Source organism: Streptomyces sp. NPDC048288 (assembly GCF_043201555.1).
Classification (GTDB): domain Bacteria; phylum Actinomycetota; class Actinomycetes; order Streptomycetales; family Streptomycetaceae; genus Streptomyces.
This window is the reverse complement of the sequence record NZ_JBICZD010000028.1, coordinates 43,534-63,052: the sequence shown is the minus strand read 5'-3', so window position 1 is coordinate 63,052 and position 19,519 is coordinate 43,534. Positions and strand designations below refer to the sequence as shown.

Genomic DNA, 19,519 nt, shown 5'->3' with positions numbered 1-19,519 from the left:
CAGGTCAACCTCGCCGTGGGCGGCCGCGGGGTCCCCCCCCAGGACGAGCACACCCCCCCCCACCCCCGCCACCGACAACACCCCCAGCCCCCCCCCCACGCCCGGGGGCCCCCGTTGGTGTGCGTTAATTTTCCCCGGTGTTTTTTGTTTACCCCCCCCCGGCCCCCCGCCGCGGTATGTTCCGGGCGCGGGGCGCCGTCCACACACGGATACCCTTGACATGTGACCGACGCCCAAGACACCGCAGCAGACAGTTCACTGCGCACCACCGGGGGTACCCCTCCGGACGACGCCGGGTCTTCTGTGACGGAGGCGCCGATCCCCTTGCTGGAGCCCCGCGAGGGCATTCCGCCCGTGGTCGCCGACGAGGCCGCGCTCGCCCGCGTGATCGCCGCGTTCGCCGCCGGCTCCGGTCCCGTCGCCGTCGACGCCGAGCGCGCGTCCGGCTACCGCTACGGACAGCGCGCCTACCTCGTCCAGCTGCGCCGCGAGGGCGCCGGGACCGCGCTGATCGACCCCGTCGCCTGCCCCGATCTCTCCGGCCTCGGCGAGGCCCTGGCCGGCGTCGAGTGGGTGCTGCACGCTGCCACCCAGGACCTGCCCTGTCTGCGCGAGATAGGCATGGTTCCCAGCAGCCTCTTCGACACCGAGCTGGCCGGCCGGCTCGCCGGGTTCCCCCGGGTCGGGCTCGGCGCGATGGTCGAGGGCGTCCTCGGGTTCGTCCTGGAGAAGGGCCACTCCGCCGTCGACTGGTCGACCCGGCCGCTGCCCGAGCCCTGGCTGCGGTACGCGGCCCTGGACGTCGAGCTCCTCGTCGACCTGCGGGACGCCCTGGAGAAGGAGCTGGACCGGCAGGGCAAGCTGGAGTGGGCGCGGCAGGAGTTCGACGCGATCGCGGCCGCGCCGCCGGCCGAGCCGCGCAAGGACCCCTGGCGCCGGACGTCGGGCATGCACAAGGTGCGGCGGCGCCGACAGCTGGGCGTGGTGCGGGAGCTGTGGGAGACCCGGGACCGGATCGCGCAGAAGCGGGACGTGTCGCCGGGCAAGGTGCTCAGCGACGCGGCGATCGTGGAGGCCGCGCTGGCCCTGCCGGCGAACGTGCACGCCCTCGCCGCGCTGAACGGGTACGGCCACCGGATGGGGCGCCGGCAGCTGGAGCAGTGGCAGGCGGCCGTGGACCGGGCCAAGGCGCTGCCGGACGCCGCGCTGCCGCAGCCGGGGCAGCCGGTGACGGGTCCGCCGCCGCCGCGGGCCTGGGCCGACAAGGATCCGGCCGCCGCGGCCCGGCTGTCCGCGGCGCGGGCCGCGGTGTCGGCGCTGGCCGAGCAGCTCACCATGCCGCAGGAGAACCTGATCACCCCGGACACCGTGCGACGGCTCTGCTGGGAGCCGCCGAAGACGGTGGACGCGGAGAGCGTGGGGGCCGCGCTGGTGGGGTACGGCGCCCGGCCGTGGCAGGTCGAGCAGGTGACGCCGGTGCTGGTGACGGCGTTGTCCGCCTAGCGCCGGCGGTTTCTCACTCCGGCGCCTCCGGATCGGGGGCGCCTTCGAGGTACGCGGTGTACAGGTGCTCGCCCCGCCGCACCGAGAAGTCGATCTCCGGCAGCAGCTCCGGCACCGCGATCGCGGTCAGCAGGTTGCGGTACATGCGCGACACCCGGGTCTCGACGTTCCCCAGGTGCCGGTCGACGGTGTGGGAGATGAGCACCACCCCGGCCCAGTCCCCCGCGAGTTGGTAGGCCTGCTCCTCGGGGTCGACGAAGGACCTGAGCTCGCCCCGCTGCCGGGCCTGCGTCAACTGCCCGGTGTTGAAGGCGATCCAGTCCGGCCAGGGAGTGCCGTAGGTCTCCGGCGCGTTGCTGTGGAACGACAGCATCAGCGCGGCCTGCAGGGCCTTCTCCCGGGAGATCCGGTGGGCCAGGATCATGCCGATGTCGACCACTTCCTGGAGCATCAGCCGCTGCTCGCGCAGCCCGTCCATGGTCAGCGTGTCTTCCATGATGGCCGACGCCACGTCGGCCTTTCCCCCCGGGAAGTGCCGGTAGAAGGCCCCCTTGCTGGTCCGCGCGGCCGTGATCAGGTCGCTGACCGAGGTCCCCTCGTAGCTGTCCGACACGAAGAGCGCGCCCGCGGTGTCGAGGATGCGCTGCCGGGTGTTGATGGCGCGCTGCTGCTGACGTCGCGACCTGCGCGGGTTGCTCATTCGCTCTCGCCTTCGAGGCCGCGGACACGGTGATCGGGTCGTCGATCCTACCGGCCCCCGCGACCCACCATCGGTAAGTCCCACACCTTACTATCAGTCGTTACCTGCCTCATTTCGGAGCGCGCTGCGAAGTGGGATCACTTGACGTCCCACGGTCAGGGTTCCAGACTTGGCGCCGTCAGAACAGACTGATCAGTCCCTTCTGTCGCAGAAGGTAGCCTGTACGGCTACCGCACGCTCGGGGGAGGTGCGGTCGTCGCAGGGTACGGCAGAAGAGACTGATCGGTCCCAACAAGCTGGGGTGGCACATGACCTGTCCCTGCGCCGCCGGCACCGCGGCGGTGGTCGCCCCGCACGACGGCGGGAGCCCCTATCCGCGGGTGTTCGCCCGGCACGGCTGGCGGACCGTGGCGGTCGTCCCGGAGCGCCGTCAGCGGCCGTGGGCGTACCCGGTCGCGGCGGTGCCCGCCGGGCACACCGGCGCGGTCGTGCACCGGGGCGTTCGACAGACCGTCAAGGCGCTGCGGGCGCTGGGGGTTTCGGCCGTCGTCGCGGGCAGCGCCTGCGGCATCGAGACGGCCGAGCGGATCGCCTGGCAGCTGGGGCTCCCGGGAGCCGATCCGGCGTCCTCGCCGCTGCGGTACGACCGGGGGGCCCAGGCGGCCCGGCTGTCCCGGGTGGGGATCCCCGCCCTGCGGAGCATCCGTACGACGAGTCTGGCCGACGCCCTGGCCTGGTCGCGGGCCCTCCCCCGGCCCGGCTACCTGCTCGCCCCGGCGGCCGCCGGGACCCCGGTCGCCCCGGTGGAGTGCGCGAACGAGGTCCAGATCGGCGCCGCCTGGCCCGCGATGCGGAGCGCGGCGGCACGGCAGTGCGGGAGCCCGCACCTGGTCCTGAGCGAGCGGCCCTCCCGCCGCCAGTACACGGTCAACTCCGCCACCCGTCCGGGCCCGCGGGGGCGGCCCGAGCATGTCGTCACCGACCTGTGGGCGGACGTCCGCACCCGGCACGGCCTGCTGGACCGCGCCGACCTGCTCGCCCCCGGCAGCGCGCTGTCCCGGACGCTCTCGGCCGCCGCCGCACGGGTGCTCGACGCGCTCGGCGTGGTGTGCGGACCGGTCACCACCCGGTTCGTGTACGGCGACGACGACCGGGCCGAGGACTGACCGCTGCTGGTGTGGGCGGTCGCGGCGCCCGTCGTGACGCCCGCCGACGAGGCGCTGCGGACGGCGACCGGCCACGACCGCGCCGCCGAGGCACTGGAGACCTGGATCCCTGCCGCGGCCCCCCGGCGGCCGCCCGCTCCGGGCGGACAGCACCTCGTCCGGGTGCGGATGTGTCCGCGGACCGCGAGCGCGCCGTGGGCGGACGCCGTCCTGCGGTCCCTGCCCACCGTGGTCGCGGTGGGCGAGGTCCGTACGCCCGCCGGCCGGGTGCCCGCCGAGGCCGTGCTCCGCGGCAGCGAGCTGTCGGCCGTCGAACGGGACTACCGGGTGATCCGCGCCCTGGAGCACGACAGCGGCTCCCTCACCTCGTCGCTCCGCGCATGAAGCCGTTGTAGATGAAGCGCTGCAGGCAGAGGAAGACGATCAGGGTCGGCAGGATGACCAGGATCGCTCCCGCCGAGATGATCTCCCAGTGCGCTCCGTACGGGCCCCTGAACCGGAACAGCGAGGTCGAGATCACGCCAAGATCTTGTGAAGGCATGTAGAGGAACGGGATGTAGAAGTCGTTGTAGACCGCTATGCCTTTCACGATGACGACGGTCGCGATCGCCGGTTTCAGGAGCGGGAGAATGATCCTGAGGTAGATCGTGAACGCGTTGGCGCCGTCCAGCCGGGCCGATTCGTCCAGGGAGATCGGGATCGAGCGGACGAACTGCAGGAAGATGTAGATCGAGACGATGTCCGTGCCCAGGTAGAGGGCGATCGGCGCCCAGCGGGTGTCGAAGAGGCCGAAGCTGTTGACGATCTGGAAGGTGGCCACCTGGGTGGTCACTCCCGGGACCAGCGCGGCCAGCAGGAACAGCGCGATCACCGGCCTTTTGAAGCGGAACGTGAAACGGTCGATCGCGTAGGCCGTCATCGAGCCGATCAGCACCGTCCCGCCGATCGAGAAGACGACGATGAAGAGCGTGTTGCCGAAGGCGCGCAGCATTCCGCCGTCGTGGAACGCGGTCACGTAGTTGTGGAGGTTCAGCGGGTCGTCGGGGAGGGTCAACGCCCCGCTGCCGTCGGCCATTTCGCGCGACGACTTCAGTGACGTCAGCAGGACCACGGTGAGCGGGAGCAGCACGACCAGCGCCGCGCTGACGAGGGAGAGGTAGACCAGGGCTCGTACCACCCGTCGCCGCGTCATACGAGGTCCACCCTGTCGTCGGGGACCAGCCGCCGTTGCAGCCAGGTCACCGCCAGGACGATCAGGAGCAGGACGACCGCGGCCGCCGAGGCGAGGCCCGTCTTGTTGTACTGGAAGGCGAGTTTCACGGTCTGCGTCACGAAGGTCTCCGTGCCGGTCGCCCCGCCGGTCATGATGTACGGCACCTCGAAGACCGACAGCGAGCCCGAGACGGAGAGGATCACCGTCAGCGTCACCACCGGTCTGATGCCGGGCGCGATGATGTGGCGGAACTGCTGCCAGCGGTTCGCGCCGTCCAGTTCGGCCGCCTCGTACAACTCCCCGGGGATCGACTGGATCGCGCCCAGGAAGAGGACGAAGTTCAGGCCCAGGTAGCGCCAGACCGAGACCCCGGCCAGCGAGGTGTTCGCCGAGACCGGGGTGCCGAGCCAGGCGTGGTCGGTGTGGACGCCGAACAGCGCCAGGACCGAGTCGAGGGTGCCGCCGTCCTGGAAGAAGTAGAGGAAGACGAAACCGATCGCCACCCCGTTGATCAGGGACGGGAAGAACAGCACGCCCTTGAAGAAGTTCCGGAAGCGGATGTCGAAGCTCAGGATCGTCGCGAAGTACAGCGCCGCGACGATCTGGACCGCGGAGGCCGCCAGGTAGTACGCGCTCACCAGGAAGACCTCGAAGAGGTCGGGGCGGGTGAAGATCTCCGCGTAGTTGTGGGCGCCGGTGTAGTGGAGCTCGGGGCTTACGCCGTCCCAGTCGGTGAAGCTGTACGCCAGCATGTTCACGATCGGCGCGTAGGTGAAGGTGACCAGGAGGGCGAGCGGGGCCAGCAGGAAGAGCCAGGGGGTGAGGCGCCGCGAGAAGGTCATGACGTCCCCGCCGTCTTCTCCGCCGCGGTCCACTTCTTGCCGAGGTCGCCCAGGAAGCCGTCCAGGGTGCCGCCGCGGGCGCCCCGGGCCAGGTCGACCAGCCGCTGGCGGTAGTCGGGGGCGTAGATGCCGACCTCGGACTCGGAGTCGATCAGTTTGACCCTGGCGCCGGCCGTGTCGTCCAGCTCGATCAGCTTCACCCCGGCGTCCTCGTACGGCTTGAGGACGGCGGGCAGCGGCGCGTTCTTCAGCGGGGAGATCGCCAGGTTGTCCGTGTCGTAGCCGGACTTGTCGGTGAACCAGTCGATCCAGGCGCGGGCGGCCGCCTTGTGCTTCGAGTGGACGTTGACGGCCTGGTTGTAGTCGGGGCCGACGGTCCCGCAGAACCTCCCGTCCGTCTGGGCCGGGAAGGGCATGAAGCCGATGTCGTCGGGGTTCACGCCGGCCTGTTTCGCGGCGTCCTGGAACTGGACGACGGCCCAGGTGCCGAGCCACTGGGTGGCGATCCTGCCCTTGGCGAGCTGGGCCTTGGAGGCTTCCCAGTTGGTGGTGGTCGGGTCGTTCTCTGCCAGCCCGTCGTGGACTATGTCATATAGCACTGTGTCCCCCACCCGCAGGTCCGCCCCCTGCGCCCACGGGTCGCCCGCGGCGAGCTTGGTGGTGGCCCCGGTGTCGCAGTGGACCGAGCCGTTGACGAACGTCCAGGAGGACAGCGGCCACTGGGCGGCGTAGTTCGTGTAGTACGGGGTCGCGTCGGTCTTCGCCTTGATCGCCTTGAGGTCGGCGAGGAACTCGGCGGGGCTGGTGGGCCATCGCGTGACCCCGGCCGCCTTCCAGACGCGCTTGTTGTAGACGAAGCCCGGCATCACGCCGATCGGGCTCTGGCCGTAGACCTTGCCGTCGACGGTGGTGAAGCCGGTGAACCGGTACTTCTTCGAGAGGTCGGCCCGGGTGCCGAGGGAGGCGAAGAACTTCGGGTAGTCGCTCTTCTTGATGACCCCGGGGATCATCAGGACGTCGCCGTAGTTCTCCGTGTTCATCCGGATCTTGACTTCGGTCTCGTAGTTGGTCAGCGCCTGGAACTCGACCTTCACCTTCGGATAGACCTTGTTGAACTCGGCCGCGTATCGGTCCAGCGTGCCGTCCTGCTTGAGGTCGGTCCGCTGGGTGAGGACGGTGATGGTCCCGGTCACCTTCGAGGGATCGTCCGGCGCCTTGGCGTCCGCGCCCTTCGTCGCACCGCCGGTACCGGTACAGGCGGCGAGGAGGAGCGCGGTTCCGGTGGCCAGGGCGGCGAGCGTACGTCCGTTCATGTGCGTCCACTCCGTTCGGCAGAGACGGAAGAGCACCTGCGGGGTTGGCTGATTCGGCACTCTGACAGCGCTTTCCTAGACCGGTAAAGTCCCAATCCCGCCAAGGATGCGGAAGGTACGCCCAGTGCTGGAGTAGACCGGTTTAGGGAGTGCGCATGCTGGAGGTCACGCCGTTCGGCGAGGGTTGGGTCCTGGAGTACGAGGGGGGCGGACTGCCGGCGGCGGTGCCGGGCTGCGTGCATACCGACCTGCTCGCCGCGGGGGTGATCCCGGACCCCTTCCTCGGGCGGAACGAGACCGAGGCGGCCTGGGTCGGGCGGCGGGAGTGGACGTACACGACCGGGCTGAGCGCGCCCTCCGGGCACGAGCGGACCGACCTCGTCTTCGACGGGCTCGACACCGCCGCGGAGATCACCCTGGGCGGCCGACTCCTGGGCCGGACCAGGAACATGCACCGGTCCTACCGCTTCGACGTGACCGGGCGGGAGGGCCGCCTCGCGGTCCGGTTCGCCTCCGCGTACACCGAGGCGGCCGCGGTGCGCGACCGGCTGGGCGAGCGGCCCGCCGCCTACACCGAGCCGTACCAGTACCTGCGCAAGATGGCCTGTTCCTTCGGCTGGGACTGGGGCCCGACGCTGGTGACCGCCGGGATCTGGCGGCCGGTGCGGCTCGAACACTGGTCGACGGCCCGGATCGCCCGGGTCCGGCCGGTGGTGACGGTCCGACAGTCCCTGGGCGTGGTGGAGTTGCGGGTCGACGTCGAGCGCATCCGGGCCGGGGCGGGGCTCACGGTGGCGGTACGGGTGGGCGGGCAGGAGGCGCGGGCCCCGGTCGAGGGGACGGGTGCGGTCGTACGGGCGGAGGTGCCGGACGTCCGGCTGTGGTGGCCGCGCGGCTACGGCGAACAGCCGCTGTACGACGTCGAGTTGACGCTGCTCCACGAGGACCGGGTGCTCGACTCCTGGCGCCGGCGGATCGGCTTCAGGACCGTGGAGCTGGACCGGCGGCCCGACGAGCACGGGACCGCGTTCACCCTCGTGGTGAACGGGGAGCGGCTGTTCGCGCGCGGGGTCAACTGGATCCCGGACGACGTGTTCCCGTCTCGGGTGACCCGCGACCGGTACCGGGAGCGGCTCGGCCGGGCCGCGGAGGCGGGGGTGGATCTCGTACGGGTCTGGGGCGGGGGCCTCTACGAGAGCGAGGACTTCTACGACGCCTGCGACGAACTGGGGCTGCTGGTCTGGCAGGACTTCCCGTTCGCGTGCGCGGCCTACCCGGAGGAGCAGCCGCTGCGCGGCGAGGTGGAGGCGGAGGCCCGGGAGAACGTCGTACGGCTGATGCCGCATCCCTCGCTGGCGCTGTGGAACGGCAACAACGAGAACCTGTGGGGGTTCCGGGACTGGGGGTGGGAGGAGCCGCTGGGCGGGGAGTCCTGGGGCGAGGGGTACTACTTGGGCCTGTTGCCACGGATCGTCGCCGAGCTGGATCCGGCCCGGCCGTACACGGCGGGCAGCCCCTGGTCCGGGTCGTGGGAGCGGCACCCGAACGATCCGGCGCACGGCACGCACCACTCCTGGGAGGTGTGGAACCGGGCGGACTACGCGGAGTACCGCTCCGAAGTGCCGCGTTTCGTGGCCGAGTTCGGGTGGCAGGCGCCGCCCGCGTACGCCACGCTGCGGCGGGCGCTGCCGGGCGAGGAGCTCGCGGCGGACTCCCCCGGGATGCTGCACCACCAGAAGGCGGACGACGGGAACGGGAAGCTGCGGCGGGGGCTGGAACCCCATTTCGCCTTCCCCGACGGGGACTTCGACCGCTGGCACTACCTCACGCAGGTCAACCAGGCGCGTGCGGTGGCCGCCGGGATCGAGCACTGGCGCGCGCACTGGCCGGTGTGCGCGGGCACGGTGGTCTGGCAGCTCAACGACTGCTGGCCGGTGACCTCCTGGGCGGCGATCGACGGGGACGGCCGGGAGAAGCCGCTCTGGCACGAGCTGCGGCGGCTGTACGCGGACCGGTTGCTGACGCTGCGGACGCGGGAGCGGGGACTGGTGCTGGCCGCCGTCAACCAGGCCGCGCGGGCGTGGAACGGCGATCTGGCGCTGCGCCGGATGACCGTGGACGGGGTGCTGGTCGGGAGGGCGTTGCTGCCGTTGGCGGCGGGGGCGCGGGCGGTCGCGGTCGTCGACGTACCGCGGGGGCTGCGGCCCGAGGGACCGGCGGAGTTCCTGGTGGCCGACGCGGACGGGCTGCGGGCCCTGTATTTCCCCGTGCCGGACCGGGAAATCCCTTATCCCAAGCCCGAGTTCGAGGTGACCGTCGCGCCGGGCGCGGTGACGGTGACGGCCCGCACCCTCGTACGGGATCTGCTGCTGCAGGCCGACCGGCTGGACCCGGCCGCGCGCGCCGACCGGGGACTGGTCACGCTGCTTCCCGGGGAACGGGTCACGATCGGCGTGAGCGGCTGGGAGACTCCCGACGTGGCCGCCGCCCGGGCCGCCCTGTACTGCGTGGAGCCCGCCCGATGACAGCACCCCGCGTCACCATCAAGGACGTCGCCGCGCGCGCGGGCGTGTCCAAGGGGGCCGTGTCGCTCGCCTTCAACCACAAGCCGGGGCTCGCGGAGGCGACCCGGGACCGGATCTTCGCGGCGGCGCGGGAGCTGGGCTGGGCGCCGGACACCACGGCCCGCTCGCTGGCCGGGGCGCGGGTGGACGTGGTCGGCCTGGCGATCTGCCGGCCGGCGCGGATGCTCGGCCTCGAACCCTTCTACATGGAGTTCGTCTCGGGGGTGGAGAGCGTGCTGACCGAGCACTCCTGCTCGCTGCTGCTCCGGCTGGTGCGCAGCGCGGAGGAGGAGGCCGGGCTGCTGGACTCCTGGTGGAAGGGGCGGCACATCGGCGGGGCGATCCTCGTCGACTTCCGGGCGGACGACCCCCGGGTGGCGGCGGCGCGGCGGCTGGGGCTGCCGGTGGTGGCCGTGGGGCATCCCTCGCTGACGGGCGGGCTGACGTCCGTGTGGACGGAGGACGGCGATGCCGTCAAGGAGGCCGTGCGGTATCTCGCGGCGCTGGGGCACCGGCGGATCGCCCGGGTGGGGGGCGCGGCGGCGCTGGCGCATACGGCCATGAGGGGGGCGGCGTTTGCCGAAGCCGCGCGGGAGTTGGAGCTGGGCGGGGTGTGGCAGGTGACGACCGACTACTCGGGGGAGGCGGGGGCGCGGGCGACTCGGTCGTTGTTGAGTGCGGCGCCGGACGACCGGCCTACGGCGATCATGTACGACAACGACATCATGGCGGTGGCGGGGCTTTCGGTTGCCGCGGAGATGGGGTTGGGGGTGCCGGGGGATGTTTCCTTGCTGGCGTGGGACGACTCGCAGTTGTGCCGGTTGACTCATCCGACGTTGTCGGCGATGAGTCACGATGTGTATGGGTTTGGGGTGGATGTGGCTCGGACGTTGTTCGGGGAGGTGGGGTCACATCCCGTGGCTACTCCGGTACTGACGCCCAGAGGGTCCACGGCGCCGCCCCGGTGAAGGGGCGCTCCGGCGGGCGGCGTTTCGATGTGACCTTCGCCGCTCCCGCCGTCGGGGCTGGGCAGTCACGTTACTCATAAGTAGCATGGGGCCTGAGCGCGCGCTCAGCGCATGCAGCAGTGCCATCCCGCACCCTGGAGGAGAGCCAATCGTGCCTCGTACCGTCAGGGATGTCGTCTTCGTCGACGGCGTCCGTACCCCGTTCGGCAAGGCGGGCCCGAAGGGCATCTACCACGAGACCCGTGCCGACGACCTCGTCGTGAAGGCGATCCGGGAGCTGCTGCGCCGCAACCCCGGTCTGGACACCAAGAAGATCGACGAGGTCGCCATCGCCGCGACCACGCAGATCGGTGACCAGGGTCTGACCATCGGCCGTACGGCGGGGATCCTCGCGGGTCTGCCGCAGTCCGTGCCGGGCTACTCCATCGACCGGATGTGCGCGGGCGCCCTGACCGCCGTCACCACGGTCGCCGGTTCCGTCGCGTTCGGCGCGTACGACGTCGCCATCGCCGGCGGTGTCGAGCACATGGGCCGCCACCCGATGGGCGAGGGCGTGGACCCGAACCCGCGGTTCGTCAGCGAGAAGCTGGTCGACGAGTCGGCGCTGTTCATGGGCATGACCGCGGAGAACCTGCACGACCGCTACCCGACGATCACCAAGCAGCGCGCGGACGAGTACGCGGTGCGCTCGCAGGAGAAGGCCGCCAAGGCGTACGCCAACGGCAGGATCCAGGCCGACCTGGTGCCGATCTCGGTGCGCCGGACCAACCCGGAGGGCGGCGAGACCGGCTGGGGTCTGGTCACCGCCGACGAGCCGATGCGGCCGGGGACCACCCTGGAGAACCTGTCGGGCCTGAAGACGCCGTTCCGTGTGCACGGGCGGGTCACCGCCGGTAACGCGGCCGGTCTGAACGACGGTGCGACCGCCTCGCTGATCGCCTCCGAGGACTTCGCCCGCGAGAACAACCTGCCGGTGAAGATGCGTCTCGTGGCGTACTCCTTCGCGGGTGTGGAGCCGGAGGTCATGGGCTACGGCCCGATCCCGGCGACGGAGAAGGCGCTCGCCCAGGCGGGGCTCAGCATCTCCGACATCGGTCTCTTCGAGATCAACGAGGCCTTCGCCGTGCAGGTGCTGGCCTTCCTGGAGCACTACGGCATCGCGGACGACGACGAGCGCGTCAACCAGTACGGCGGCGCGATCGCCTTCGGTCACCCGCTGGCCTCCTCGGGTGTGCGTCTGATGACGCAGCTGGCCCGCCAGTTCGAGGAGCAGCCGAACGTCCGCTACGGCCTGACCACCATGTGCGTCGGCTTCGGCATGGGCGCGACGGTCATCTGGGAGAACCCGCACTTCGAGGGGGACAAGTGAGCACCACCACCGAGCTTCTGAAGCAGGCCTCGGACCTGTTCCCCGACGAGGTCGTCACGTCGGCGCACGTGCGCCACTTCGACCTGCCGTCCGGGGCCGGCCGCTTCGCGCTGATCACCCTGGACAACGGCCTGGACCACACCAAGCCGACCACCTTCGGCCCGGCCTCGCTGGCGAACCTCGACACCGCCATCGACCAGGTCGAGAAGGAGGCGGCCGAGGGCACGATCGTCGGTGTCGGCATCACCGGCAAGCCGTTCATCTTCGCGGTCGGCGCCGACCTCAAGGGCGTCGAGCTCCTCAAGGAGCACGAGCACGCGCTGGCCATCGGCAAGGGCGGCCACGAGGTCTTCAAGCGCCTCGCGGGCCTCGCGGTGCCGACCTTCACGTACTACAACGGTGCCGCCATGGGCGGTGGCGTCGAGGTCGGTCTGCACTGCACGTACCGGACCGTCTCCAAGGCCATCCCGGCGTTCTCGCTCCCCGAGGTCTTCCTCGGCCTGGTTCCCGGCTGGGGCGGCTGCGCCCTCCTCCCGAACCTGATCGGCGCCGACAAGGCCGTCTCGGTGATCATCGAGAACAGCCTCAACCAGAACAAGCAGCTCAAGGGGCAGCAGGTCTTCGACCTCGGCATCGCCGACGCCCTCTTCGAGGGTGCCGACTTCCTGGAGCAGTCGCTGATCTGGACCGCCCAGGTGCTGAAGGGCGAGATCGAGGTCGAGCGCCCGGTGATCGACCGCGGCGAGGCCTGGGACCAGGCCGTCGCCAAGGGCCGGTTCATCGCCGACTCGAAGGTGCACGGCGCGGCCCCGGCCGCCTACCGCGCCCTGGACATAATCGCCGCCGCCAAGAACGGCGACCTCCAGCAGGGCTACGACGCCGAGGACCTGGCGCTCGCCGACCTGATCATGGGCGGCGAACTGCGCGCCGGCATCTACGCGTTCAACCTGGTGCAGAAGCGCGGCAAGCGCCCCGCCGGTGCCCCGGACAAGAACCTGGCGCGTCCGGTCACCAAGGTGGGCGTCGTGGGCGCGGGCCTGATGGCCTCGCAGCTCGCGCTGCTCTTCCTGCGCCGCCTGGAGGTGCCGGTCGTGCTGACCGACATCGACCAGGAGCGGGTCGACAAGGGCGTGGGCTACGTCCACGCCGAGATCGAGAAGCTGCTCGGCAAGGGCCGTATCAACCAGGACAAGGCCAACCGCCTGAAGGCCCTGGTCACCGGTGTGCTGGACAAGGCCGAGGGCTTCTCCGACGCGGACTTCATCATCGAGGCCGTGTTCGAGGAGATCGGCGTCAAGCAGCAGGTGTTCGCGGAGGTCGAGGCGGTCGCCCCGGCGCACGCGATCCTCGCCACCAACACCTCGTCCCTCTCGGTGACGGAGATGGCGTCGAAGCTCAAGAACCCCGAGCGGGTCGTGGGCTTCCACTTCTTCAACCCGGTCGCGATCCTCCCGCTCCTGGAGATCGTGCGCGGCGAGCAGACCGACGACGCGTCGCTGGCCACCGCGTTCGCCGTCGCCAAGAAGCTGAAGAAGACCGCGGTGCTGGTGAAGGACGCCCCGGCGTTCGTCGTCAACCGCATCCTCACCCGCTTCATGGGCGAGATCCAGAACGTCATCGACGAGGGCACCCCGGTCGAGGTCGCGGAGAAGGCGGTCGAGCCCCTCGGCCTGCCGATGTCTCCCCTCGTCCTCCTGGAGCTGGTCGGTCCCGCCATCGGCCTGCACGTCTCGGAGACCCTCAACCGGGCCTTCCCGGACCGCTTCACGGTCTCCCCGAACCTCGCGGCCGTCGTCAAGGCGGGCAAGCGCGGCTTCTACGTCTACGACAGCGGGAAGCCGGAGCTGGACCCCGAGGTCGCCGCGCTGCTCAAGCAGGGTGACGTGGTCCTCTCCGAGGAGCAGGTCCGGGACCGCGTCCTGGACGCCGTCGCCCAGGAGATCGGGCTCATGCTCGACGAGGGTGTCGTCGCCGAGGCGCAGGACATCGACCTCTGCCTGATCACGGGCGCCGGCTGGCCCTTCCACCTGGGCGGCATCACGCCGTACCTGGACCGCGAGGGCGTCTCGGAGCGCGTGAACGGCAAGAAGTTCCTGGCCCCGGGCGTGGCTTCGGTCCCGGCGTAACGGCCACACGCTGAAGGGGGCCTCCGCGGCGACGCGGAGGCCCCCTTTCGCATGCCCGCGAGGAGGTCAGGCCGCGCCGACCCACTCGGGGTCGGCGGGGCGGGGTGCCGGGAGGGCGCCGACGGGGCCGGGCGGGGCCAGTTCGGCGGCTGAGGCGGTGCCCAGGGCGTCGATGGCGTCGAAGACGCGTTCGCAGTTGCCGCCGCCGCGGTGGACGAAGAACTCCTCGACACGGGCGCGGTGTTCGGGCTGGACGGTGAAGTCGCGGGCGATGGCGGCGATGATCTCGTCGACGGCCTGGTCGACGGTGCGGCAGACCGGGCCGAAGCCGTCCTCGGCGAGGTTGAAGTAGCCGCGCTTGTAGTGCCGCCCGTAGAAGTCCTCCTCGTCGAAGGGGACGTAGACCAGCGGGATGCCCATGTAGGCCACGTCGAAGAACACCGACGAGTAGTCGGTGACCATCAGCGAGCACTCCTTCATCGCCTGCTGCACATTGCGGGTGTGCGGGTCGGCGACCTGGATGGACGGCGAGGAGAACTGGAAGGTGTGCAGGTAGGGGCGGATCTCGTAGTGCGGGAAGAACTCCAGGTCCACGCCGAAGTGGTCGAGGGCGCGGCCGAGCCGGGGGTCGGAGAGGAGGGTCTTGTAGAAGCGGTAGTACTCGGACTGGGTGAAGCTCGTCCTCGCCGGTCCGGCGGACTTCTTGTAGGAGGCGGTGACGATCCACTGCCGCCAGGTCGGCATCAGCAGGATGCGCGGCTTGTCGCGGCGTTCGCGCTGGAGGGCGTCGAAGCGCGGGAAGCCGACCGGCTGGGCGCGGTCGCCGTAACCGGCCTCCAGGGCCATGAAGTCGCGCTCCTGGCGGCCCGCGGTGACCAGCAGGTCGTAGCTCGCGACGCGCTGGTCGGCGCCGGAGGTCACGTCGTTGTAGGTGACGCCGTGCTGGAGGAAGACCCGCTGGTAGCGGACCAGTTCGCCGAAGCGGTGCAGGAAGAGCGCCTTCTTGTAGCCCTCGGGGACCAGGTAGGACTCGGAGTCGTAGGAGCCGATGAGCTTGGTCGCGTGCAGCAGGTACACGCGGTGTTTGAAGGAGCCGAGCTTCAGGATGTTCCCGAACGGGGCGACCTTGGCGTGGTCAGGGCTGGCCGCGTCGATGACGTAGTACACGTTGCGGCGCCTGCGGTGCAGCCGGGCCCATTTGAAGAAGTGGTACGAGTTGTCCTGCGCGGTGTCGGAGCGCTCGCCGACCAGCCAGATCTCCTTGCCGTGCAGGAAGGGGTGGGTCAGCCAGTAGGCGAGGCGCATCCGCCAGCCGGGGTTGCGGGTGCGCAGGATGCGCAGTTCGCGGCCGGTCCGCCACAGCGCGTGGCGCAGCCGGGCGGTGCGGCCGGGGGCGACCAGGCGCAGATGCAGGGCGTCCTGGGCGCCGATGGTCAGCATGTACGGGTAGCGGCCGACCCTGCCGGGGCCCTTGAGGCGGTGCAGGGCGAGGCGGGCCTTCATGACGACGTTGCGGTGCCGGGTGCCGTCCGCGCGGTGCACCCGCAGCCGGAAGTCGCCGACGCCGAAACCGGTCCCGGCGAGCTTCGCGGCGGGGATCTCCGCGTACCAGCCGGCGTACAGGTCCCGGTTGCCCCGGGCGTTGTACAGGTCGCGGCGGTAGACCTGGGTCAGCGGGACGGTGACCTTGGTGTCGCGGACCTGGTAGACGAGTTCGAGGCGGTTGGCCGTCGGGCCCGCGAGGTCCAGGCCGGGGAAGGCCATACAGCCCTCCAGGACCAGCACGTCGTCGCGGGTGCGGACGCTCTCCACGACCACGTTGGGGTCCTTGACCCGGGCCGCTGCGCTGTGCAGCCGGCCGCCGGGGAAGGTGCGGTAGAAGCCGTCGTCGTCGATCTCCACCGCGGGCGGGGCCTCGGCCAGGGCCGGTTCGGGGTCGGCGAACAGCGCGAAGTTGCCGGTCCGGGCCGCGTAGTGGTCGAGCTGCTGGGCCGGGCTGGTGACGAACTCGGTGATGACGTCGTCGGGGATCTGCGCGTAGTGCCGGTGCAGGTCCGGGAACATCTCGGCGAGCTGGGTACGGCCCATCACGTTGCGGGCGTTGCACAGGAAGCCCTTGTAGGTGCGGGCGGCGTAGCGCTGGAACATCCGGCGGATCTCGGGGCGTTCCTCGCCGCTGTAGTGCAGCAGGAAGTGGTTGAGCCGCAGGTGGTCGCGGTAGTTGGCGGGCTTGCTCCACAGCGAGTCCATGATGGACGAGCCGTCGGGGCGGCCCCGGTACCAGTAGACGGGCCGGTCGACCAGGCTCAGGGTGCGGGCGCGGAGCATCGCGGGCAGGGTCAGCCAGGCGTCCTCGAAGTGCACGCCCTCGCCGAAGCGCAGGCCGAGGCGGCGCAGCAGGTCGGTGGAGAAGAGCTTGTTGCAGGCCGAGCCGCTGAAGATCATGTCGGGGATCTCGGCGAAGTCCGTGATCAGCCGGTCGCCCCGGCCGAAGTAGTCCTTCCAGGGGCCGTAGGGCCGGTCGGGGAAGTTGACCAGGTCGCCCATGACGACCTCGGAGCCGTCGCGGCGGGCGGCTTCCAGCAGCGCGGCGAGGGCGTCCTCGCCGAGGATGTCGTCGGAGTCGAGGAAGGTGACGTACGGGGCGGCGACCTGGTCGAGGCCGGTGTTGCGGGCGTTGCCGAGGCCGCCGTTGCGCTGGTGGACGACGGTGACGTTGGCGTAGTGGGCGGCGAACCGGTCCAGCATCTGCGGCGTCTCGTCGGTGGCGCCGTCATCGACCAGGATCACCTGGGTGGTGGCGAAACCGCGCTGGGCGGCGAGGGAGGCCAGGCAGTCGTCGAGGTACCTGGCCACGTTGTAGCAGGGGACGACGACGGCGAGGTCGAAGGGGCCGCTCGGCCGCCGGACGGGCGGGTGGATCCGGTCGCGCCACCACATCCAGGGGGCGTCCGGGTCGTTCTGCTCGGTCTCGAAGGTGCGGCGGCCCGCGGTGGCGGAGCGCAGGGCGAGGTTGCCGCTGACGGTGCGGTAGCCCTCGTACTCCTCGCCGTCCCGGTCGAAGGTGAGGCCGTCCAGGGTGATGTCCCGGACGCTCAGCGCGGAGCGGGAGCGGCTGCGCTTCCACTCCACGACGACCGAGACGTTCCAGACGGTGGCGTCGGCGAGGTCGTCGCCGAGCAGCTTCACCAGGTCGACGCTGCCCGCGAAGGCCAGCAGGCGTTCGTCGACCTCGACCTCGGGGACCGGGACGACCACGTCCTTCTTGGTGTGCCGGTTGCGGACGGCCAGCGAGAGGGAGACCGGGTCGCCGGCACCGATCCGGCCGAAGCGGTTGACGAGTTCACCGGTGTACGACAGCTCGGTGCGCTCCACGCGCCAGGAGTTGAGCTGGGCGAAGAGCGGGAGCTGGGTGACCGGGGCGGCGGCCAGGCCCAGCTCGGTGACGTCCAGCATGCGGCGGGCGTCCGGGAGGTGCAGGTGGTCGGCCGACCAGTAGACCCGGCCGTCCTCCTCGATCAGGTGGGAGGAGAAGACGCTCTTTCGCCGGGTGTAGTCCAGCGTGGTGAGGGCGGCCTCGATCTCCTCGTACATCAGGAAGTAGGCGCGCACCCGGTCCACCGGGCCGCACAGTTCGAAGGCCTCCTCGCTCAGCGAGAACAGGTACGAGCTGACGATGTCGGCGAAGCGCTGCTGGAACCCGGCGTCGCCCTCGGCGAGGGCGCGCATGTACAGCCGCAGGTCGTGGGCGAGGAACTTGGCGTCCTTGCGCACCTTCAGCTGCCACAGCCCGCGCTCCAGCAGGAACCGGTCGGTGGCCCGGTGCACCGCGATCCGGTCGGTGATGCTGCGCAGTTCGCCGGTGCGGCCGGTGATGGAGCTGCCGTCCGGCTCCCACATCCAGCGGTAGACGGGCTCGGTGAGGACCGTGATGCCCCGGGCCAGGCAGCCGGCGACGGTGGAGAAGTAGGTGTCCTCGTAGAAGACGCCCTCGGGGAACCAGACGCCGCACGAGCGCAGGAACTCCACGCTGTAGAGCTTGGCGGCGGCGATCGGGTCGGAGAGCAGCAGCGGGAACTCCTCCAGGGAGGAGACGGTCCGGCCCATCGCGTAGACCTCGGGGGCCCAGGGCTCGGCGTCACCGGTGGCCCGGTTGACGCGGACGGCCTTGCCGGCGGTGATGTCGCTGCCGGTCTCCAGGGCGCTCGCGACCAGCCGTTCGCAGGCGCGGGGCGGGAGTTCGTCGTCCGCGTCCAGGAACATCACCCAGCGGCCCTCGGCCTGGGCGATGCCCCAGTTGCGCGGGGCGCCCACCCCGCCGCTGTTCTCCTTGCGGCGCAGGACGCGGACCCGGGGGTCGGTGCCGGCGAAGTTGGCGACGACCTCGACGGTGCCGTCGGTGGAGGCGTCGTCGACGACGATCACCTCGACCGGCTCGTAGGTCTGGTTCAGCGCCGACTGGAGCGCCTTGCCGATCGTGGTGGCCGCGTTGTGGGCCGGGATGACCACGCTGACCCAGGAGTTGCCGCCGTCGTACGCCTCGTGGGCTCTCATCAGTGGTTCTCCCGGCCCGCCGGGGCCCTTTGTGCGGTATGCGCCTGTCCGACCTGGGTGAGCGGCATGGTGTCGCCGTGCGGCACGGGAATGTGCGGGAGTCCCCCGGCCACGGGGTTCGGCTGCGGGTACGGCCGGAAGAAGGGGTCCTCCTCCGGCTCCGGGGCCCGGTAGCGCTCGTCGGCGAGCAGGGCGTCGGCCGCCGCACGGCGGTGGCGGCCCCGGTGCAGCTGCGGGGCGATGGTGCCGCCCGCCGGGCCGGAGTCGGGGTTCAGCGCCTCCATGACCTTGGTGAAGTCGCGGGTGGAGAGCCAGAACTTGTACATGATGACGAGTTCGAAGAGCACCAGCACACCCGCCGAGATCGCGGTGGTCCACAGGATCTGGCCGATCAGCGGGCCCACGATGAAGACGAACATCTGGAACTCGATGCCGCTGAACAGATGCGGGCGGATCCGGGTGCGCAGCATGGTCCGGCGGATCCGGGTGTACCAGGGGAACTGGTCGCGGAACTGCTCGTGCAGGTCGACCACGTTGCCGGCGCCGGACTCGGCGCGGAGGGTCTCGGCGGGGGTGTGGGGGTTGTCGCGGAGCAGGTCCTCCATGAAGACGACCGGTGCGTCCTCCTTGGAGGAACGTTTCGCCTCCACATCGGCCCGGGTGACCTTCTCGATCTTCGTCCGCATCGCCATGCGCATCTTGTAGATCTGGAGCGCGTCGACGTAGCGGAGCATGTCGAGGAAGACCACGACCAGGGCGGCCACCAGGTAGCGCTCGTCGTCGTGCGGCAGGAACTGGCCGCCCATCAGGGCGAGGGCGCAGAACAGCACACGGATGCGGTCGAAGACGTAGTCGAGCCAGCCGCCGAAGACGGTGCCGTTGCCCTTGAGGCGGGCCAGCTTGCCGTCGATGCAGTCGAGGATGAAGCTCACGTGGTAGAGCAGGGCGCCGATGATCAGGGACTGCCGGTCGCCCTCCAGGAAGAAGCCGCCCGCGGCCAGCCCGACGAACAGCGCGGCCCAGGTGACCCGGTTCGGCGTGATGAAACGGAACCGGGCGACGACCAGCAGCAGTCGGGTGGCGACGGGGTCGACGAGGAAGACCGTCCACCAGGCGTCTCGCTTCTTGCAGGTCAGTTTCTGGACAGCCCGCAACGAAAGCCTGGCCATAACCCCCCAGTCACCCCTTAAACAGGACACAT

At 70.7% G+C, this 19,519-nt stretch carries 13 protein-coding genes; 7 read left to right on the top strand and 6 right to left on the bottom strand.

Translation table 11 applies throughout. The annotated features are described in order from the left end of the window. The first annotated feature begins 222 nt into the window (after positions 1-222). Positions 223-1,503, top strand: a complete 1,281-nt coding sequence (locus tag ACGFZS_RS49060) for a ribonuclease D (protein WP_359217111.1) — start codon at positions 223-225, stop codon at positions 1,501-1,503. A gap of 13 nt (positions 1,504-1,516) precedes the next feature. On the opposite strand, the gene ACGFZS_RS49055 is transcribed toward ACGFZS_RS49060, so the two are convergent. Further along, positions 1,517-2,203, bottom strand: a complete 687-nt coding sequence (locus ACGFZS_RS49055) for a TetR family transcriptional regulator (RefSeq protein ID WP_393800723.1) — start codon at positions 2,201-2,203, stop codon at positions 1,517-1,519. Positions 2,204-2,511: 308 nt separating this feature from the next. Between ACGFZS_RS49055 and ACGFZS_RS49050 the strand changes: the two genes are divergently transcribed. Both ACGFZS_RS49050 and ACGFZS_RS49045 read left to right on the top strand, forming a co-directional pair. Beyond that, on the top strand, positions 2,512-3,369 hold the full coding sequence (locus ACGFZS_RS49050) for a hypothetical protein (RefSeq protein WP_393800722.1): 858 nt from the start codon (positions 2,512-2,514) through the stop codon (positions 3,367-3,369). Positions 3,370-3,402: 33 nt separating this feature from the next. Then, positions 3,403-3,753: a hypothetical protein gene (locus ACGFZS_RS49045; protein WP_393800721.1), complete on the top strand. Its 351-nt coding sequence runs from the start codon at positions 3,403-3,405 to the stop codon at positions 3,751-3,753. On the opposite strand, the gene ACGFZS_RS49040 is transcribed toward ACGFZS_RS49045, so the two are convergent. From ACGFZS_RS49040 to ACGFZS_RS49030, 3 genes are read right to left on the bottom strand one after another with little or no spacing between them, the layout of a single operon-like run. Further along, positions 3,731-4,561 (bottom strand): carbohydrate ABC transporter permease, encoded by an 831-nt coding sequence (locus ACGFZS_RS49040; RefSeq protein ID WP_393800720.1) that lies wholly within the window; start codon positions 4,559-4,561, stop codon positions 3,731-3,733. The genes ACGFZS_RS49045 and ACGFZS_RS49040 overlap by 23 nt on opposite strands. Then, on the bottom strand, positions 4,558-5,424 hold the full coding sequence (locus tag ACGFZS_RS49035; RefSeq protein ID WP_393800719.1) for a carbohydrate ABC transporter permease: 867 nt from the start codon (positions 5,422-5,424) through the stop codon (positions 4,558-4,560). The genes ACGFZS_RS49040 and ACGFZS_RS49035 overlap by 4 nt, the downstream gene beginning before the upstream one ends. Beyond that, the gene (locus tag ACGFZS_RS49030) at positions 5,421-6,737 is read right to left on the bottom strand and encodes an extracellular solute-binding protein (RefSeq protein ID WP_393800718.1); all 1,317 of its coding nucleotides are present in this window, start codon (positions 6,735-6,737) and stop codon (positions 5,421-5,423) included. The genes ACGFZS_RS49035 and ACGFZS_RS49030 overlap by 4 nt, the downstream gene beginning before the upstream one ends. 155 nt (positions 6,738-6,892) lie before the next feature. On the opposite strand from ACGFZS_RS49030, the gene ACGFZS_RS49025 reads away from it, so the two are divergent. The 4 genes from ACGFZS_RS49025 to ACGFZS_RS49010 all read left to right on the top strand — a co-directional run bounded on the left by ACGFZS_RS49025 (position 6,893) and on the right by ACGFZS_RS49010 (position 13,764). Continuing rightward, complete coding sequence (locus tag ACGFZS_RS49025; RefSeq protein WP_393800717.1) at positions 6,893-9,262, top strand: glycoside hydrolase family 2 protein; 2,370 nt, start codon at positions 6,893-6,895, stop codon at positions 9,260-9,262. Continuing rightward, positions 9,259-10,269, top strand: coding sequence for a LacI family DNA-binding transcriptional regulator (locus ACGFZS_RS49020; RefSeq protein ID WP_393800716.1), 1,011 nt, complete (start codon positions 9,259-9,261; stop codon positions 10,267-10,269). The genes ACGFZS_RS49025 and ACGFZS_RS49020 overlap by 4 nt, the downstream gene beginning before the upstream one ends. 151 nt (positions 10,270-10,420) lie before the next feature. After that, positions 10,421-11,638: a thiolase family protein gene (locus ACGFZS_RS49015; RefSeq protein WP_393800715.1), complete on the top strand. Its 1,218-nt coding sequence runs from the start codon at positions 10,421-10,423 to the stop codon at positions 11,636-11,638. Then, complete coding sequence (locus ACGFZS_RS49010; protein WP_393800714.1) at positions 11,635-13,764, top strand: 3-hydroxyacyl-CoA dehydrogenase NAD-binding domain-containing protein; 2,130 nt, start codon at positions 11,635-11,637, stop codon at positions 13,762-13,764. The genes ACGFZS_RS49015 and ACGFZS_RS49010 overlap by 4 nt, the downstream gene beginning before the upstream one ends. 66 nt (positions 13,765-13,830) lie before the next feature. On the opposite strand, the gene ACGFZS_RS49005 is transcribed toward ACGFZS_RS49010, so the two are convergent. Both ACGFZS_RS49005 and ACGFZS_RS49000 read right to left on the bottom strand, forming a co-directional pair. Continuing rightward, entirely contained in the window at positions 13,831-18,318 is a 4,488-nt protein-coding gene (locus tag ACGFZS_RS49005; RefSeq protein ID WP_393800713.1) for a glycosyltransferase, read from the bottom strand. Continuing rightward, entirely contained in the window at positions 18,318-19,487 is a 1,170-nt protein-coding gene (locus ACGFZS_RS49000; protein ID WP_393800712.1) for a CDP-alcohol phosphatidyltransferase family protein, read from the bottom strand. Before ACGFZS_RS49000 ends, ACGFZS_RS49005 begins: the two co-directional genes overlap by 1 nt. Positions 19,488-19,519: the final 32 nt, after the last annotated feature.

What these genes read in the sequence shown, in the direction of transcription:
- ACGFZS_RS49055 (WP_393800723.1), bottom strand. Translation starts at nt 2,203, where the DNA reads ATGAGCAACCCGCGCAGGTCGCGACGTCAGCAGCAGCGCGCCATCAAC.
- ACGFZS_RS49040 (WP_393800720.1), bottom strand. Translation starts at nt 4,561, where the DNA reads ATGACGCGGCGACGGGTGGTACGAGCCCTGGTCTACCTCTCCCTCGTC.
- ACGFZS_RS49020 (WP_393800716.1), top strand. Translation starts at nt 9,259, where the DNA reads ATGACAGCACCCCGCGTCACCATCAAGGACGTCGCCGCGCGCGCGGGC.
- ACGFZS_RS49005 (WP_393800713.1), bottom strand. Translation starts at nt 18,318, where the DNA reads ATGAGAGCCCACGAGGCGTACGACGGCGGCAACTCCTGGGTCAGCGTG.
- ACGFZS_RS49035 (WP_393800719.1), bottom strand. Translation starts at nt 5,424, where the DNA reads ATGACCTTCTCGCGGCGCCTCACCCCCTGGCTCTTCCTGCTGGCCCCG.
- ACGFZS_RS49000 (WP_393800712.1), bottom strand. Translation starts at nt 19,487, where the DNA reads ATGGCCAGGCTTTCGTTGCGGGCTGTCCAGAAACTGACCTGCAAGAAG.
- ACGFZS_RS49050 (WP_393800722.1), top strand. Translation starts at nt 2,512, where the DNA reads ATGACCTGTCCCTGCGCCGCCGGCACCGCGGCGGTGGTCGCCCCGCAC.
- ACGFZS_RS49025 (WP_393800717.1), top strand. Translation starts at nt 6,893, where the DNA reads ATGCTGGAGGTCACGCCGTTCGGCGAGGGTTGGGTCCTGGAGTACGAG.
- ACGFZS_RS49030 (WP_393800718.1), bottom strand. Translation starts at nt 6,737, where the DNA reads ATGAACGGACGTACGCTCGCCGCCCTGGCCACCGGAACCGCGCTCCTC.